We start from the raw sequence: 16,013 nt of genomic DNA, 5'->3' as shown, positions 1-16,013 counted from the left end.
CATCGCGCCAGAGCTGTCTCGCCCGCGGCCGCTAGAGCTGGGTGGCGGTGGCGATCAGCCCGGTCTCGGCGAGGTTGGCCAGCAGCGGGTGCTTGGGCAGGACCCGCACGGTGTAACCGAACGGGCCGGCCTTCTTCAGCGGGATGTCGCCGGCGAAGAAGCCGGTCTGATCGCGCTCGTCGGCCAGCGTCAACGGCAGGATCTCGAAGGAGGTCAACCGGTTGTCGGCGTCCACCGGGCCGTAGACGGCCTGCACCTCGACGTCGCCGGCGGACAGGCCCGACAGCGCCACCTCGGCGCGCAGCTGCAAGAAACCACCCAGGCTGGGATCGCCCTCGACCATGGACTCGACGTGGCGCACCGCCACGTCCTTCCACGAGCCGGCCACCCAGTTCTTCCAGGCGGCCAGGTCCTTCGCGGCGCGGAAGTCATCGGCCACCAGCACCGCCGCGGAGTTGCCCGCCGGGGCGTAGAGCCGGCGGATGTAGTCGCGCACCATCCGGGTCGCGACCACCTTCGGGCCGAGTGACTTCAGCGTGTAGCGCACCATCGCCACCCACTGGGTCGGAATGCCCCGGGTGTCACGGGTGTAGAAGCGCTGGGCCACCTGGTGCTCGATGAGGTCGTACAGCCCGGCCGCCTCCACCGCGTCGCGATGGTCATCGGTGGTGCCGGTCAGCGAGTCGTTGGCCGACGGGATCTCCCAGCCGTTCTTGCCGTCCTCGCACCACTCGTCCCACCAGCCGTCCTTGATCGACAGGTTCAGGCCGCCGTTCAGGGCCGCCTTCATGCCGGACGTGCCACAAGCCTCGAGCGGGCGCAGCGGGTTGTTCAGCCAGACGTCGCTGCCCCAGTACAGGTAGCGGGCCATGCCGATGTCGTAGTCGGGCAGGAAGGCGATCCGGCCGCGCACCTCGGGGTCGTCGGTGAACCGGACCAGCTGGGCGATCAGCTCCTTGCCGCCGTCGTCGGCCGGGTGCGACTTGCCGGCCACCACGATCTGCACCGGACGCTCGGGGTCGGTCAGCAGCTTCTTCAACCGGGCCGGGTCGCGCAGCATCAGGGTCAGCCGCTTGTAGCTGGGCACCCGGCGGGCGAAGCCGATGGTCAGCACGTCCGGGTCGAAGGCGGTCGCGGTCCAGGCCAGCTCGACGCCGGAGAAGCCGCGCTCGATGCTGGACTGCCTGATCCGGCGGCGGATCTCGTCCACCAGCCGCTCGCGCAGCTCGTGCTTGAGCTCCCACAGCTCGACGTCGGAGATCTGGTCGATGGCATCCCAACCCTCGCCGGAGGCCAGGTCGTCCGAGCCGGCGGTGCGCTCGGCCAGGTCCAGGAACTCCCGCGCCATCCAGGTCGGGGCGTGCACGCCGTTGGTGATCGAGGTGATCGGCACCTCCTGGGCGTCGAAGCCCGGCCACAGGTCGTTGAACATCGAACGGCTCACCCGGCCGTGCAGCTGGGCGACGCCGTTGGCGCGCTGGCCCAGCCGCAGGCCCATGTGGGCCATGTTGAACTTGGTCGGGTCCTCCTCGGCGCCCAGTGCCAGGATCCGGTCCACCGGCACGCCGGGCACCTCGCTCAGGTGGGCCCGCACCAGATCGCGCTCGAAGCGGTCGATGCCGGCCGGGACCGGGGTGTGGGTGGTGAACACCGTGCCGGCCCGCACGGCGGCCAGTGCCTCGTCGAAGTTCAGCTTGGCCGGGCCGTCGCTGAGCTCGCTGATCCGCTCGATGCCCAGGAAGCCGGCGTGCCCCTCGTTGGTGTGGAACACCTCGGGCGCCGGGTGGCCGGTGATCGCGCAGTAGCAGCGCAGCGCCCGGACGCCGCCGATGCCCAGCAGCAGCTCCTGCAGCAGCCGGTGCTCCGGGCCGCCGCCGTAGAGCCGGTCGGTCACCCCGCGGGCGGCCGCGTCGTTCTCCTCGACGTCGGAGTCCAGCAGCAGCAGCGGCACCCGGCCGACCGAGGCCAGCCAGATCTGGGCGTGCAGCGTCCGGTTCTCGGGCAGCTCGAACATCACCCGGGCCGGGTTGCCGTCGCTGTCGCGCAGCGGCGTCAGCGGCAGGCCCTGCGGGTCCAGGGACGGGTAGCGCTCCTGCTGCCAGCCCTCCCGCGAGAGGGACTGGGAGAAGTAGCCGGCCCGGTACAGCAGCCCCACCCCGATGATCGGCGCGCCCAGGTCCGAGGCTGCCTTGAGGTGGTCACCGGCCAGGATGCCCAGGCCGCCGGAGTACTGCGGCAGCACCTCGGTGATGCCGAACTCCGGCGAGAAGTAGGCGACCGAGTTCGGCAGCGAGCCGGGTTCGGCTTCTTGCTGGCGTTGGTACCAGCGCGGCTGCTCGAGGTAGTCGCGCAGGTCGTCGGAGACGTCCTGCAGGCGTCGCAGGAACTTGCGGTCCTTGGCCAGGCCGGCGAGCCGGTCGGTGCTGACCCCGCCCAGCAGGCGAGCCGGGTCGGCCCGGCACTCCGACCACAGCTCCGGGTCGACCGATTCGAGCAGGTCCAGGGAGTCCGGATGCCAGGACCACCGCAGGTTGGCCACGATGTCACCCAGCGGGGCCAACGGGGCCGGCAGCGCCGCGCGGACAGTCAGCCGTCGTAATGCCTTCATTCCCCACACGATAGCGGCATGCGGTAGCGCTTACAGCCATCGCCCGGCTCCAGTTACGAGGTGTCAGCCCGGGGACGATACGGTGAGCGTCGTGGTCGGACGCATGGGACTCAACTCATTACACCCGGTGATAGCGCACGGCGAGCTGCCCTCACGGGCGGTGGTGGGCGAACCGGTGGGCATCGAGGCGACGGTCTTTCGCGAGGGACATGACGCGGTCGCGGCGTCCGTGCTGTGGCGCTCACCAACAGGCGTCGAGGCCGGTTTCAACCGGCTGCGCCCGCTCGGCGGCGGCTCGGACCGGTGGCGTGCCGAGGTGGTGCCCGACAGCACCGGCACCTGGCACTACGTCGTCGAGGCGTGGGGTGACCCGCTGGCCACCTGGTACCACGCCGTCGAGGTGAAGGTCGACGCCGGCCAGAGCGCCGACGAGCTGGCCAATGACCTCGAGATCGGCGCCCGGCTGTTCGAGCGGGTGGCCGACGCGCTCGCCGCCGGCGCCCCACTGGCCACGGACGCGGCCGGCGAGAAGCCCGAAACGGTGGTCGGCAAGGGAGCCGCGGCCAGCAAGGCCGGCACCACGGACATCATCACCGCCGGCGCCGATCCGTCAGACGCCGAACTGGCGCGCGCGGTGGCCAAGGACCTGCGCCGCAGCGAGGCGGACCTCGCGCTGCGGATCACCCGGGCGATGAGCGCCGAGGCGCGCGCGCTGGCGCACGACCACCCGGTGCGCGAGCTGATCACCCGCTCACCCCGCTACAGCGTCTGGGTCGACCGGCAGCGCGCGCTCTACGGGGCGTGGTACGAGTTCTTCCCGCGCTCGATCGGCGCCGAACTCGCCAACGATCCCGAGGATCCGGCCCGGCCGCTGCGGCACGGCACCTTCGCCGACGCCACCCGGCACCTGGACTACGTCGCCGACCTGCTCTTCGACGTCGTCTACCTGCCGCCGATCCACCCGATCGGCCGGGTCAACCGCAAGGGCCCGAACAACACGCTGAACGCCAAGCCGACCGACACCGGCTCACCATGGGCGATCGGCTCGGCCGAGGGCGGCCACGACGCGATCCATCCGGAGCTGGGCACCGAGGCCGACTTCGCCGCGTTCATGGCTCGGGCCCGTGAGCTGGACCTCGAGGTGGCGCTGGACCTCGCGCTGCAGTGCGCGCCGGATCACCCCTGGGTCAGCGAGCATCCGGAGTGGTTCACCACGCTGCCCGACGGCACCATCGCCTACGCCGAGAACCCGCCGAAGAAGTACCAGGACATCTACCCGCTCAACTTCGACAACGACCCGTCCGGCCTGGCCGCCGAGGTGCTGCGGATCACGCTGCTGTGGGTCTCGCGCGGGGTGAAGATCTTCCGGGTCGACAACCCGCACACCAAGCCGCTGAATTTCTGGCAGTGGCTGATCGGCACCGTCAAGGCACAGCATCCGGACGTGCTGTTCCTGGCCGAGGCTTTCACCCGGCCGGCGATGATGCACGAGCTGGCCCGGATCGGATTCACCCAGAGCTACACCTATTTCACCTGGCGCAACACCGCCTGGGAGCTGGGCCGGTACGGCGAGGAGCTGGTCGCCGCCGCCGACTACATGCGCCCCAACTTCTTTCCGAACACCCCCGACATCCTCAATGAATACCTGGTCAACGGCGGCCGTCCGGCGTTCGCGATCCGGGCCGTGCTGGCCACCATGATGGCGCCGTCCTACGGCGTGTACTCCGGCTACGAGCTGTACGAGAACACCCCGGTGCGCCCGGGCAGCGAGGAGTACCTGAACTCGGAGAAGTACCAGCTGCGGCCCCGCGATCTGCAGGGCGCGATCGAGCGCGGTGAGTCGCTGGCGCCGTTGCTCAAGCGGCTGAACGAGATCCGCCGGGCGCACCCGGCCCTGCAGCAGCTGCGCAACCTGCGACTGCACAGCAGCGAGAACGACGCCATCCTGGTGTTCTCCAAGCAGGACGCCGCCACCGGCGACACCATCCTGGTGGCCTGCTCGACCGATCCGCACAACGTCCGCGAAGGCTGGGTGCACCTGCGGCTGAACGAGCTCGGCGTCGGCTGGGACGAGGGTTTCCTGGTGGCCGACCTGCTCAGCGGCGCCAACTACGAGTGGGGCGAGCACAACTTCGTCCGGCTCACCCCGGACCAGCCGGCGCACATCTTCCACGTCCGCCGGCGCTGAACTCGGCGGCGCTGACCCGATCTTGACATTCCGGCGACTGGTGGTTGGGTGGAAAGTCAGCGATTGCACCGGCGTCGAGAGGGCTCTGTATGCACGATCAGCCGGACTACATCCTGCCGGCGGACCGCGAGGGCACCATCGCCTTCGACGGCTCGCGGACCTGGTACCGCGTCACCGGTGACCTGGACAGCGGAGTCGTCCCTCTGGTGGTCATGCACGGCGGGCCCGGCTGCACCCACGACTACCTGCTGCGGCTGAGCGCGCTGGCCCGCGACGGGCGCCCGGTGATCCACTACGACCAGATCGGCAACGGCCGATCCACCCACCTGCCAGGCGCGGACCCGAGCTACTGGACGGTGGAACTCTTCGTCGCCGAGTTGGACAACCTGCTGGCGGGCCTCGGAATAGCCGACTCCTATCACCTGCTCGGTCAGTCCTGGGGCGGCATGCTGGGCGCTGAGTTCGCGGTTCGCCGACCAGCCGGCCTGCAGCGGCTGGTGATCGCCGATTCACCGGCTTCGATGCGGCTGTGGAGCGTGGCGGCGGATTCGCTGCGCGCTGAATTGCCGGCCGAGGTCGAGAAGACCCTGCGTCAGCACGAGGGGGCCGGAACCACGGATTCACCGGAGTACCACGAGGCGATGAAGGTGTACTACGACCGCCACGTGTGTCGAGTGGTTCCCAATCCACCCGAGGTTGCGATGAGCTTCGCCGCGATCGAGGACAACCCGACCGTCTACCACACCATGAACGGACCGAGTGAGTTCCACTGCATCGGTTCGCTGAGAAGCTGGTCGGTCATCGACCGGCTGCCGCAGATCGAGGTTCCCACCCTGATCATCTCCGGCCATTACGACGAGGCGGCACCGGTCGCGGTGCGGCCATTCTTCGAGCAGATTCCCGATGTGCGCTGGCGAATCTTCGACAAATCCAGCCACATGCCTCATGTCGAGGAGACCGAGCGCTTCCTGTCCGTGGTCCGGAGCTTTCTCGACGGCGCCGAACCGGACGGCGCCGATCCTGCCCGGTTCTGACCGGTTCTGACCGGTTCTGACCGGTTCTGACCGGCGAGTCAGCTGGCGCGCGAGCACACGACAGCGGGTGGCTACCCCTCCCCCACCCTGACCAGCCGGGCGCGACAACGAGGGTGATTCTCAGGGCCGTCCCCGATGCCTGGATGCCACCTGCGGCCGATGCTTGGTACATCGAGCCGCACCGAGCGGCGCGGGCCTACCGGCCAACGAATCGAAGGAGAAACGAACATCATGGGGTCCATCCACGACCTGTTCCGCCGCCACGGGCTCACCCGCCCGAGCGAAGGGCGCATCCTCGGCGGCGTCTGCGCAGGCCTCGGCCGCAGGATCGGCCTGGAGCCCTGGCCCGCGCGGTTGCTGTTCCTGCTCGTCCTGCTCGTGCTACCCGGCTGCCAGGTGCTTCTCTACCCCATCCTCTGGATCCTGATGCCCAAGGCCCAACCCGGCGAGGTCAGCATCACCGCCGAGGTTCCGACGCCACCTGCATAGTTGGGCGGCTGCCTGGTTGGGCGGCTGCCTGGTTGGCCGTCACCTGGCAGTTCGCTCAACGCCGTATTTGCCTTTGCTCATATGGCTTTGTCTGGCCGGTTCTGTCGTACCCCTGCTCTAGATTTCAGGTATGACAACGGCGTTGGCGGGCGAGGTGGTGGCTGCAGCCGACGCCGCACTGGCCGCCGTGTCCGAGTTGACCTCGTGCGATCTGACGGCCCTTGATGAGCGCCAACTGCTGGACGTGATCCGCGCAGTGGAGAAGATCCGCCGCATGGCCGAGTCGTTCGACAACGTCACCATCCCGGAACTGGAAGCCCGCGGCATCCCCGCACGGTATGTGCTGCGGGGCACCAGCCAGTTCGTCGCGGGGCTGCTCAATCTGGCGCCCTCAGAGAGCGGCGCACGTGTCAGGCATGCCCATGAGCTCGGTGCCCGGGTGCAGCTGTCCGGCCAGATCAGCCCGCCGCTGCTGCCCGGGCTGGCGGCTGCTCGCGCCGCGGGCATGGTGACGAGCAAGCAGGTGGACGTGATCATCCGGTGCCTGGGCACACTGCGCGGTGCCCAGTTGCCCGTCGATGAACTGGCCAAGGCTGAGATGTTCCTGGTCGAACAGGCTGAACTCTTCGACGCCGCGACGCTGGCGGGGATCGCCAAGCAACTGCTGGACACCCTGCTTCCGGACGGCACGCTGGCTGACGAGCGGTTGCAGCAGCGGCGTCGGTTCTTGAGCTGCGTGCCGAATGGCGAGGGAATGCATCGGCTCACCGCGGACCTCGATACCGAAACGGCCGCCCTGGCGTTGACGGTCCTGCACTCGCTGGCGGCGCCGAAGCCCTCCGCCGACGGTGACCGCGACGAGCGCACCGCCGGGCAGCGCATGCACGACGCATTACGGTCGGTATTGAAGATCGCCCAACGTTCAGCGGAGCTTCCCAGATCAGCGGGCCTGCCGGCGACCGTGCTGATCACCATGACGGTCGAGCAGTTCGAAACCCGGACCGGCCTCGCGGCAACCAGCTTCGGACAGAAGATGTCCGTCGATCAGGCGCTGCGGATCGCCGATCAGGCCTGCGTCGCCTGGGTGGTGCACAACAGCAAGGGTGGCGTCCTGAATTACGGCACCACCCAGCGGTGCGCTACCGAGAAGCAGACATTGGCGTTGATCGCCCGAGACAAGGGCTGCGCCTTTCCGGGCTGCACCGATCCTCCGGAATGGACCGAAAAGCATCACGTAATCCCATGGTCCCAAGGCGGCCAGACTGATCTGAACAACTTGGTGTTGCTGTGCGATCACCACCATGATCGAATCGACAGTCACGGCTGGCGCATCGTCATGCAAGCCGGGGTGCCCTGGTTTGTGCCGCCGCGATGGATCGACGCCGGCCAAACACCCCGACGCAATCACCGGTGACACTGACGGCGATACCCGCCTGACCTGCCTCGCCCTGACCCCTGCCTCGCCCTGACCCTGCCTCGCCCTGGCCCTGCCTCGCCTGACCCTGCCTCGCCTGACCTGGCTCGGCCTCGCCTGCCTCGCCCTCGCCTAGGCTCGGCCTCGCCTTGGCTTGGCCATTCCCATCGATCATGGCCGGGATGGCTGACCGGAGCGCCGAGCGCATGATCGGCGGCGGAAGCACCGGCGGCGCCCGGATCGAGATATCGGCGTTGCGAGGACCTCAGTGAGTCTCGCTCACTCATCAGGTCGGTGACCTCATTCGCCCATCAGGTCGGCGACCGCGACGATCTTGTCCGGACGCAACCGCACCAGCAGCTCGCCCGCTACCGCGTTGCGTCGGCCATACGCTTCGGCCTCGGACTCCTCGACGTAGCGGCGGGCGATCGCGGTCGACACCGGCAGCATCTCGTCGAGGTCTTCTGAGAGTTCGACGCTGCCCTGCACCATCACGAAGGCGTACGGCGGCTCCTCGAGGTCGACGGTCAGCGCCGCCCGCGGGTCGCGCCGCAGGCTGCGGCCCTTGACGGTGTTCGCGCCGGTCATGAACAGCAGGTCGGGTCCGTCCAGGATGAACCAGATCGGCGCCACGTGCGGGCGGCCATCGGCCATGGTGGTCGCCAGCTTGCCAGTCCGGGTGCCCTCGGTCAGGAACGCTCTGGCCTGTTCGTCGGTCATCGGGTGCGCCATGCCAGCCACTATGCCGCAGCGGATAGCCGCGGATAGCCCCAGCCTCATGGCATCCACCCGTCCAGTCCAGAAGCTTGAGCCGCCGGCCCGCACTCGAAGTACGGTGAGGGATGACCACAGTCCGGCGCTGGCTCGCCGTGCTTGCCGCCACCGCGGTGCTGGCCGCGTTGCCGGCACTGGTGGCCGCTGTTCCCGCCAGGAACAGCGACCTGTCGGCGGCCGAACTGCTGCGGCTGATCAACGCATCGGGCAACCGGCCCTACAGCGGTTACGCCGAGGCCACCGGCGGGCTGGCGTTGCCAGTCACCGACCGGTTCGGTTCGATAGCGGACCTGTTCGGCGGGCGCACCCAGCTTCGGGTCTGGCACCGCTCCAGCACGGACTGGCGGGTCGACGCGATCAGCCTCGCCGGCGAAACCGGCATCCATCACGACGAGTACGGCGACTGGACCTGGAACTACGAGTCCAACACGGTGGACCGGACCGGCTCGGCGGTGGCTGCCGACGTCCGGTTTCCGACCGCGGCCGACCTGCTGCCCCCCGAACTCGGCCGCCGGCTGCTGAGCCAGGCACTGCCCCGCGAGGCCACCCGGATCGGCTCGGACCGGATCGCCGGCCGCGATGCGCAAGGCCTGCGGGTCACCCCCGACCAGCCGGCCAGCAGCATCGCCCACGTCGAGGTCTGGGCCGACCCTGAAACCGGGCTGCCGCTACGGGTTCAGGCGCGAGGCAAGCAGTCCAGCGCCCCGGCGTTGACCAGCACCTTTCTCGACTTCTCCCCCGCCGAGCCCTCGGCGGCCGTCACCGCCTTCCTGCCGCCGGCCGACGCCAACATCTCCAACAGGTCATCGCGGGACCTGGTCACCGCCATCGACCAGTGGGCCGGCGTGGTGCCCCCGGACCGGCTGGCCGGCCTGGAACGCAACCAGCGCCTGCCCACGCTGGGCAGCGTCGGGGTGTACGGCCGCGGGGTGACCGAGCTGCTCGCCGTGCCGTTGCCGGACCGGATCGCGTACTCGCTGATCGAGGACCTGGCCGAGGCCACCGGCGGCGACCCGAATGCGTCGCAGCTGCGCCTGTCGGTCGGCCCGCTCAACCTGCTGCTGTCCGTCCCCGCCCAACCTGACTCGGCCTGGCTGCTGATCGGCACCCTGACCGCCGCGACGCTGAGAGGGGCCGCCGCCGAGCTGCCCGCCCATTCGGAGCTGGGCCCGTGATCAGGACCCGCGCTCTGACCAAGCGGTTCGGCTCGCTCACCGCGGTCGACTCGGTCGACCTCGACGTCCGGGCCGGTGACATCTACGGCTTTCTCGGTGCCAACGGATCGGGCAAGACCACCACCGTGCGGATGGTGCTCGGCCTGGTGATGGCCACCGCGGGCAGCATCGAACTGCTCGGCCAACCGGTGCCGTCGGCGGCCGGTCGGGTGCTGGACCAGGTCGGGGCACTGGTCGAAGGTCCCGCTGCCTACGGCCACCTCTCCGGTCGCGCCAACCTGAGCCTGCTCGACGCCAGCGGTCCGCGGCGGGCTCGCGGCGCCCGGGCCGACCGATCCGACCGGGTGACCGCGGCGCTGGACCAGGTGGGCCTGGGCGGAGTGGGCCGGCGGCCGGTCAAGGCGTACTCGCTGGGGATGCGGCAGCGGCTCGGGCTGGCCGCGGCGCTGCTGCGCAAGCCGCGGCTGCTGGTGCTCGACGAGCCCACCAACGGCCTGGACCCGCAGGGCATCCGCGAGATCCGCGACCTGCTGCTGCAGCTGCACGCCGGCGGCACCACGATCTTCCTGTCCAGTCACCTGCTGGCCGAGGTGGAGCAGCTGTGCACCCGGGTCGGGGTGCTGGATCGGGGCCGGCTGATCGTGCAGTCCCAGCTCGAGGAGCTGCAGGCGCCGACCGGACGAACGCTGGTGCGTACCCCGGACGCCGCGGCGGCGCTGGCACTGCTCGACGGCCGGGTCGAGCATCGCGACGGCGAGACGTTGCTGGTTCGCGGCGCTGACCCGGCGGCCCTCAACGCGCTGCTGGTCGGGCAGGGCATCCGGGTGCGCGAGCTGGGGCCGGAACGCCGCACCCTCGAGCAGGCGGTGCTGGAACTGACCGGGCCCAGCGCTGACCGGGTGGAGGTCCGATGACCGGGTGGAGGTCCGATGACCACGGCGGAGCCCCGATGACCACGGCGGAGCCCCGATGATCAGGGTGGAACTGCTCAAACTGTTCCGGCGGCCGCGGACCTGGATGACCATCGTCCTGCTCGACACGCTGCCGACCATCGTGGCGATCCTGCTGGCGATCACCGGGGTCGGCCCGCGGCCGGGTCAGGGGCCGGCGTTCCTGTCGGCGGTGCTGTCCAACGGCTCGCTGTTCGCGGTGGCGGCGCTGGCCATCGTGCTGCCGCTGTTCCTGCCGGTCGCGGTGGCGGTGGTCGCCGGTGACACCATCGCCGGCGAGGCCCAGAGCGGCACCCTGCGCTACCTGCTGATCCGGCCGGTGGGACGGACCCGGCTGCTGGTCGCCAAACTGGTCTCGGTGTTCGCCTTCGTCCTGGTGGCGGTGGTGGTGGTGGCCGGCACCGGGTACTTCGTCGGCCGGCTGCTGCTGGGCAACCAGCCGGCGACCGCGGCGGTCACCAGCGTCTCGGGCACCAGCCTGACCTCCGGCCAGATCACCGCCCGGACCCTGATCGCCATCGCGTACGTGGCGTTCTCGATGCTCGGGGTCGCCGCGGTCGCGCTGTTCCTGTCGACCGTGACCGACTCGGCGCTGTCGGCCAGCATGGGGGCGCTGGCGATCCTGATCGGGTCCTCGCTGCTGATCACCATCGACGCCTCACGCGCGCTGCAGCCCTACCTGCCGACCAGGTACTGGCTGTCCTTCATCGACCTGTTCCGCGATCCGATCATGTGGCGCAACGTGCTGCGCGGGGTGGCGCTGCAGGGTGTCTACGTAGGCGTGCTGCTCGGCGCGGCCTGGGCGAACTTCACCACCAAAGACGTGACCAGCTGAGCGCCGTCACCAGCTGAGCGCCATCACCAGCTGAGCGACGTCACCAGCTGAGCGACGTCACCAGCCGAAGCGACGTCACCAGCTGAGCGCCGTCACCAGCCGGAGCGCCGTCACCAGCCGGAGCGCCGTCACGAGCTGAGCCGGGCGCAGTCGTGAGCGGTCAGCGGCACCGGCGCCGAGGGCTGCAACTGGGCCGCCACCATGGCCGCCACCAGCGGGTCGCTCAGCAGTCCCGAATGGGTCACCGCCGAAGCCGGGCAGACGCTCTGGATCCTGATGTTGAGCGCCCCGGCCAGCACCGCCGACTCCGGTGGGATCACCACCTGGTCACGGGCAGTCCACAGCGAGACGGACACCGGGCCTTCGGGCACCTCGCTGCCGGAACCGGAGTTCAGCCTGGCGAGCAGGTCACTTGCCGGGTCGAGCTGCTGGCAGGCGATCGGGCACTGCCCGGCGAACAGCGCGCCGAGGCTGGCCAGCGCGGTGCCGTGCTGCGGCGATCCCAGACTGATCAGCCGGCGGACCGGGGCCGCGCCGTCGGCCTGGCTCAGCCACAACCGGGCCACCACGCCACCGGCCGAGTAGCCCACCACGTCGACCGACGGCGCGCCGGTCCGCTCGATCGCGGCCTCGGCGGCTGCGGCCAGCACCTTCGCCTGGGCCGCCAGGTCACCCTGGCCGTCGCCGGGCAGGCTGAGCACCTCGACGTCCTTGCCCTGCTCGCGCAACCGGCCGGCCAGCACGTTGAGCCCGCTGACCGAGCCGCCGTAGCCGGGCACCAGCAGCACCGGGCCGGGCTGGTCCTGGGGCACCGCCCGCGCCGTGGCCTGGCCGTCGCCGCGGCCGGCCAGCACCGCGATCACCGCCGCCACCAGCAGGATCAGGACCACGGCGCAGCTGCCCAGGGCAAGGCGGCGGCGGGCCGGAGCCAGCGAGCTGAACACCGCACCATTGTGCCTGCGGCAGGTGATATGAGATGTCGCCCTCAGGAGACCGTGGTTCGATGTGCTCATGCAGGCTTGGTTGATCTGGCTGATCGTGGCCGCCGTACTGGCAGGGGCAGAAACCCTCTCGCTCGATCTCGTGCTGATCATGTGCGCCGGGGGCGCCGCGGCCGGCGGGATCGCGGCCGCCGCCGGAGCGCCACCGGCCGTCCAGGTGGCCGTCGCCGTCGGCGGCGCGCTGGCGCTGTTGCTGGTGGTGCGGCCGGTCGCCAAGCGCCACCTGCAGGGCAGTGGAACCGCCCGGACCGGCGTCGAGGCGCTGATCGGCACCCAGGCGATCGTGACCAGCCAGGTCGACGCGCGCGATGGCCGGGTCCGGCTCGCCGGCGGCGAGTGGTCGGCCCGGGCCTATGACGAGACCCAGGTGATCCCGGTGGGCAGCCACGTCCAGGTCATCCAGATCAACGGCGCCACCGCGCTGGTCTGGGACAGCTCACGCTGAGCCCCGGCGGTATCACCAGCCCGGACCGGTGACTCTCCCTCTCCACACCGCCACCGGCGACACCTTCCCACCGACTAATCTCTCACTTACAGCTCCACCCACGAACCGTCATCTACAACTCCACCCACGAACCGTCATCGACAAAACTCGAACAACGGAGCTCCAACAAGGGGGAAGCCGGCATGGATGCGATTCTGTTCGCCGTCCTGATCATCGCGGTGCTCGTGATCGTGACCCTGGCGCGCAGCGTGCGGATCGTTCCGCAGGCCCGCGCGGCCGTGGTCGAGCGATTGGGCCGCTACACCCGCACCCAGGGTCCGGGCGTGGCGATCCTGCTGCCCTTCGTGGATCGGATGCGCCCGCTGATCGACATGCGCGAGCAGGTGGTCAGCTTCCCGCCGCAGCCGGTGATCACCTCCGACAACCTGACCGTCAGCATCGACTCGGTCATCTACTTCCAGGTCACCGACCCGCGGGCGGCCAGCTATGAGATCCAGAACTACATCCAGGCCGTGGAACAGCTCACCATCACCACGCTGCGCAACGTGGTCGGCTCGCTGAACCTGGAGCAGACGCTGACCAGCCGGGACGGCATCAACACCCAGTTGCGCGGGGTGCTGGACGAGGCCACCGGGCCGTGGGGCATCCGGGTCTCCCGGGTCGAGATCAAGGCGATCGAACCGCCGCCCTCGATCCGCGACGCGATGGAGAAGCAGATGCGCGCCGACCGTGACAAGCGCGCCATCATCCTGACCGCCGAGGGGCAGCGCGAATCGGCGATCAAGACCGCCGAGGGCCAGAAGGCGGCGCAGATCCTGAACGCCGAGGGCGCCAAGACCGCGGCGATCCTGTCGGCCGAGGCCGAGCGGCAGTCCAAGATCCTGCGCGCCGAGGGTGAGCGGGCAGCCCGTTACCTCAGCGCCCAGGGCGAGGCCAAGGCGATCGAGACCACCTTCAACGCCATCCACGCCGCCAAGCCCGACCCGGCGCTGCTGGCCTATCAGTACCTGCAGACCCTGCCGCAGATCGCCCAGGGCGACGCGAACAAGATGTGGATCGTGCCGAGCGAGTTCTCCAAGGCCTTGGAGGGTTTGGCAGGACTGGCCGGTGTGGCCGGTGGCGGTTCGGGTTCTGAGCCCGGCGGCTCGACGCCCAGCTGGCTGTCCGCGACCAGCGCCGGCCCGGCCACCTCCGCCGACACCGAGCCCGGCGACAAGATCGCCACCGACGGCTGGTTCGACTCCAACCTCCCGCCGGCCGCCCTGCAGCCCGAGGCCGCCATCGTGCGCGGCTCGGACAGCGATCCGGACTCGCTGCTGGCGCACCAGGGACTCACCGCGGCGGCGTTGGCCAGTTCAGCTGGTTTGGCCGGGTCGACCGGTTCAGCCGGCACGGCCTCAGCGAGCACCGCCTCGGCCTTGCCAGCCGGCTCGGCCGACGGCGCCGAGCCCGCCACCGCCCAGGTCCGCCCGGCCGAGGAGCGGTAAGGCCGCACCGCACATCATCACCTAGCACGGTGCGCGCGTCAGGCCTGCGCGCACCGGAGCTTCCGGGGCCTGATCGGCGCTCGGTTAGACTTGACCGCAAAGGCTCGGCGCCAAGGCCCGAGCGACCGCTCGCCTGGCCAACTGCGAGCATCCGGCGACGTTGAAGGTTTCGGCGTTCGCGTGCAATGAGGGGAACACATGCAGATCTGGCCAGGAACCGCGTACCCGCTGGGCGCCACCTATGACGGCTCAGGCACCAACTTCGCCCTGTTCAGCGAGGTCGCCGAGCGGGTGGAGCTCTGCCTGTTCGACAGTGACGGCGTCGAGACCCGGGTCGAGCTGCCCGAGGTCGACGGCCTGGTGTGGCACGCCTTCCTGCTGGGCATCGAGCCCGGCCAGCTCTACGGCTACCGGGTGTATGGCCCGCATCACCCCGAGCACGGCCTGCGGTGCAATCCGAACAAGCTGCTGCTGGACCCCTACTCCAAGGCGATCCACGGCCAGTTCGACTGGGACCAGTCGCTGTTCGGGTACAACTTCGGCGACCCGGACAGCCGCAACGACGATGACTCGGCCACCCAGATGCCCAAGTCGGTGGTGATCAACCCGTTCTTCGACTGGGGCGTGGACCGCCCGCCCAAGCGGCAGTACGCCGACACCGTGATCTACGAGGCGCACGTCAAGGGCCTCACCGAACGGCACCCGGAGCTGCCCGAGGAGTTGCGCGGCACCTACGCCGGCGTGGCGCACCCGGTGATCATCGACCACCTGAAGTCACTCGGAGTGACCGCGCTGGAGCTGATGCCGGTGCACCACTTCGCCAACGACGCGATCCTGCTCGACCGGGGCCTGACCAACTACTGGGGCTACAACACCATCGGCTTCCTCGCCCCGGACGCCAAGTACAGCTCCTCGAGCACCCCCGGCGGCCAGGTCCAGGAGTTCAAGGCGATGGTGCGCGCCCTGCACGCCGCCGACATCGAGGTGATCCTCGACGTGGTCTACAACCACACCGCGGAGGGCAACCACCTGGGTCCGACAGTCAGCTTCCGCGGCATCGACAACGCCGCGTACTACCGGTTGGAAGACAGCGACAAGCGCTACTACACCGACTACACCGGAACCGGCAACAGCCTCAACGTCCGGCACCCGCACTCCCTGCAGCTGATCATGGACTCGCTGCGCTACTGGGTCACCGAGATGCACGTCGACGGCTTCCGCTTCGACCTCGCCTCGACGCTCGCGCGCCAGTTCCACGAGGTCGACCGGCTGTCGGCGTTCTTCGACCTCATCCAGCAGGACCCGGTCGTCTCGCGCGTGAAGCTCATCGCCGAGCCGTGGGACGTCGGCGAGGGCGGCTACCAGGTGGGCGGGTTCCCGCCGCTGTGGACGGAGTGGAACGGGCGCTACCGCGACACCGTGCGCGACTTCTGGCGGGGCCAGCCCTCCAGCCTGGGGGAGTTCGCCTCCCGCTTCACGGGCTCGAGCGACCTCTACGAGAACGACGGGCGCCGCCCGTCCGCGTCGATCAACTTCGTCACCGCCCACGACGGCTTCACGCTCAACGACCTCGTCTCCTACAACGAGAAGCACAACGAGGCCAACGGCGAGGG

The 16,013-nt window shown here is 69.7% G+C and carries 13 protein-coding genes; 10 read left to right on the top strand and 3 right to left on the bottom strand.

All coding sequences use genetic code 11. The annotated features are described in order from the left end of the window. Positions 1-31: 31 nt before the first annotated feature. Positions 32-2,608 (bottom strand): alpha-glucan family phosphorylase, encoded by a 2,577-nt coding sequence (gene glgP / locus VF557_18765; GenBank protein ID HEX8082257.1) that lies wholly within the window; start codon positions 2,606-2,608, stop codon positions 32-34. An 82-nt stretch (positions 2,609-2,690) separates the two neighbouring features. On the opposite strand from glgP, the gene VF557_18760 reads away from it, so the two are divergent. The 4 genes from VF557_18760 (at position 2,691) to VF557_18745 (ending at position 7,733) form a co-directional block, all read left to right on the top strand. After that, positions 2,691-4,796, top strand: a complete 2,106-nt coding sequence (locus tag VF557_18760; protein ID HEX8082256.1) for an alpha-1,4-glucan--maltose-1-phosphate maltosyltransferase — start codon at positions 2,691-2,693, stop codon at positions 4,794-4,796. 89 nt (positions 4,797-4,885) lie between these two features. Next, a complete protein-coding gene (locus VF557_18755; GenBank protein HEX8082255.1) occupies positions 4,886-5,830 on the top strand; it encodes a proline iminopeptidase-family hydrolase in 945 nt (314 codons plus the stop codon). A 231-nt stretch (positions 5,831-6,061) separates the two neighbouring features. Then, positions 6,062-6,319 (top strand): PspC domain-containing protein, encoded by a 258-nt coding sequence (locus tag VF557_18750; GenBank protein ID HEX8082254.1) that lies wholly within the window; start codon positions 6,062-6,064, stop codon positions 6,317-6,319. A gap of 130 nt (positions 6,320-6,449) precedes the next feature. Next, positions 6,450-7,733 (top strand): DUF222 domain-containing protein, encoded by a 1,284-nt coding sequence (locus tag VF557_18745; GenBank protein ID HEX8082253.1) that lies wholly within the window; start codon positions 6,450-6,452, stop codon positions 7,731-7,733. A 300-nt stretch (positions 7,734-8,033) separates the two neighbouring features. On the opposite strand, the gene VF557_18740 is transcribed toward VF557_18745, so the two are convergent. Beyond that, the gene (locus VF557_18740; GenBank protein ID HEX8082252.1) at positions 8,034-8,453 is read right to left on the bottom strand and encodes a PPOX class F420-dependent oxidoreductase; all 420 of its coding nucleotides are present in this window, start codon (positions 8,451-8,453) and stop codon (positions 8,034-8,036) included. Between the two features lie 122 nt (positions 8,454-8,575). Between VF557_18740 and VF557_18735 the strand changes: the two genes are divergently transcribed. The 3 genes from VF557_18735 to VF557_18725 are packed head-to-tail and all read left to right on the top strand — an operon-like array spanning position 8,576 to position 11,467. Then, positions 8,576-9,682 carry a sigma-E factor regulatory protein RseB domain-containing protein gene (locus VF557_18735; GenBank protein ID HEX8082251.1) on the top strand — a complete coding sequence of 369 codons (1,107 nt, stop codon included), beginning with the start codon at positions 8,576-8,578 and terminating at the stop codon, positions 9,680-9,682. After that, positions 9,679-10,596: an ABC transporter ATP-binding protein gene (locus tag VF557_18730; GenBank protein ID HEX8082250.1), complete on the top strand. Its 918-nt coding sequence runs from the start codon at positions 9,679-9,681 to the stop codon at positions 10,594-10,596. Before VF557_18735 ends, VF557_18730 begins: the two co-directional genes overlap by 4 nt. A 55-nt stretch (positions 10,597-10,651) precedes the next feature. Next, the gene (locus VF557_18725; protein ID HEX8082249.1) at positions 10,652-11,467 is read left to right on the top strand and encodes an ABC transporter permease; all 816 of its coding nucleotides are present in this window, start codon (positions 10,652-10,654) and stop codon (positions 11,465-11,467) included. Between the two features lie 128 nt (positions 11,468-11,595). Here VF557_18725 and VF557_18720 read toward each other — a convergent pair whose 3' ends face one another. Beyond that, the gene (locus VF557_18720) at positions 11,596-12,411 is read right to left on the bottom strand and encodes an alpha/beta fold hydrolase (GenBank protein ID HEX8082248.1); all 816 of its coding nucleotides are present in this window, start codon (positions 12,409-12,411) and stop codon (positions 11,596-11,598) included. Positions 12,412-12,478: 67 nt separating this feature from the next. Here VF557_18720 and VF557_18715 point away from each other — a divergent pair, with 67 nt between their 5' ends. The 3 genes from VF557_18715 to glgX all read left to right on the top strand — a co-directional run. Beyond that, complete coding sequence (locus tag VF557_18715) at positions 12,479-12,913, top strand: NfeD family protein (GenBank protein ID HEX8082247.1); 435 nt, start codon at positions 12,479-12,481, stop codon at positions 12,911-12,913. Between the two features lie 182 nt (positions 12,914-13,095). Then, complete coding sequence (locus VF557_18710; GenBank protein ID HEX8082246.1) at positions 13,096-14,400, top strand: SPFH domain-containing protein; 1,305 nt, start codon at positions 13,096-13,098, stop codon at positions 14,398-14,400. A 198-nt stretch (positions 14,401-14,598) separates the two neighbouring features. After that, positions 14,599-16,013 (top strand): glycogen debranching protein GlgX (gene glgX / locus VF557_18705; protein HEX8082245.1); only part of this gene is annotated, 1,415 nt, incomplete at its 3' end.

The sequence above is a fragment of the Jatrophihabitans sp. genome, assembly GCA_036389035.1.
In the GTDB taxonomy this organism is placed as follows: domain Bacteria; phylum Actinomycetota; class Actinomycetes; order Mycobacteriales; family Jatrophihabitantaceae; genus Jatrophihabitans_A.
Note: the sequence above shows the minus strand (reverse complement) of the source record. Positions and strands in the feature narration are given on the sequence as shown.

Bases quoted from the DNA above. Each gene is read 5' to 3' on its own strand.
- glgP (HEX8082257.1), bottom strand. From the start codon at position 2,608: ATGAAGGCATTACGACGGCTGACTGTCCGCGCGGCGCTGCCGGCCCCG.
- VF557_18755 (HEX8082255.1), top strand. From the start codon at position 4,886: ATGCACGATCAGCCGGACTACATCCTGCCGGCGGACCGCGAGGGCACC.
- VF557_18750 (HEX8082254.1), top strand. From the start codon at position 6,062: ATGGGGTCCATCCACGACCTGTTCCGCCGCCACGGGCTCACCCGCCCG.
- VF557_18745 (HEX8082253.1), top strand. From the start codon at position 6,450: ATGACAACGGCGTTGGCGGGCGAGGTGGTGGCTGCAGCCGACGCCGCA.
- VF557_18740 (HEX8082252.1), bottom strand. From the start codon at position 8,453: ATGACCGACGAACAGGCCAGAGCGTTCCTGACCGAGGGCACCCGGACT.
- VF557_18735 (HEX8082251.1), top strand. From the start codon at position 8,576: ATGACCACAGTCCGGCGCTGGCTCGCCGTGCTTGCCGCCACCGCGGTG.
- VF557_18725 (HEX8082249.1), top strand. From the start codon at position 10,652: ATGATCAGGGTGGAACTGCTCAAACTGTTCCGGCGGCCGCGGACCTGG.
- VF557_18715 (HEX8082247.1), top strand. From the start codon at position 12,479: ATGCAGGCTTGGTTGATCTGGCTGATCGTGGCCGCCGTACTGGCAGGG.
- VF557_18710 (HEX8082246.1), top strand. From the start codon at position 13,096: ATGGATGCGATTCTGTTCGCCGTCCTGATCATCGCGGTGCTCGTGATC.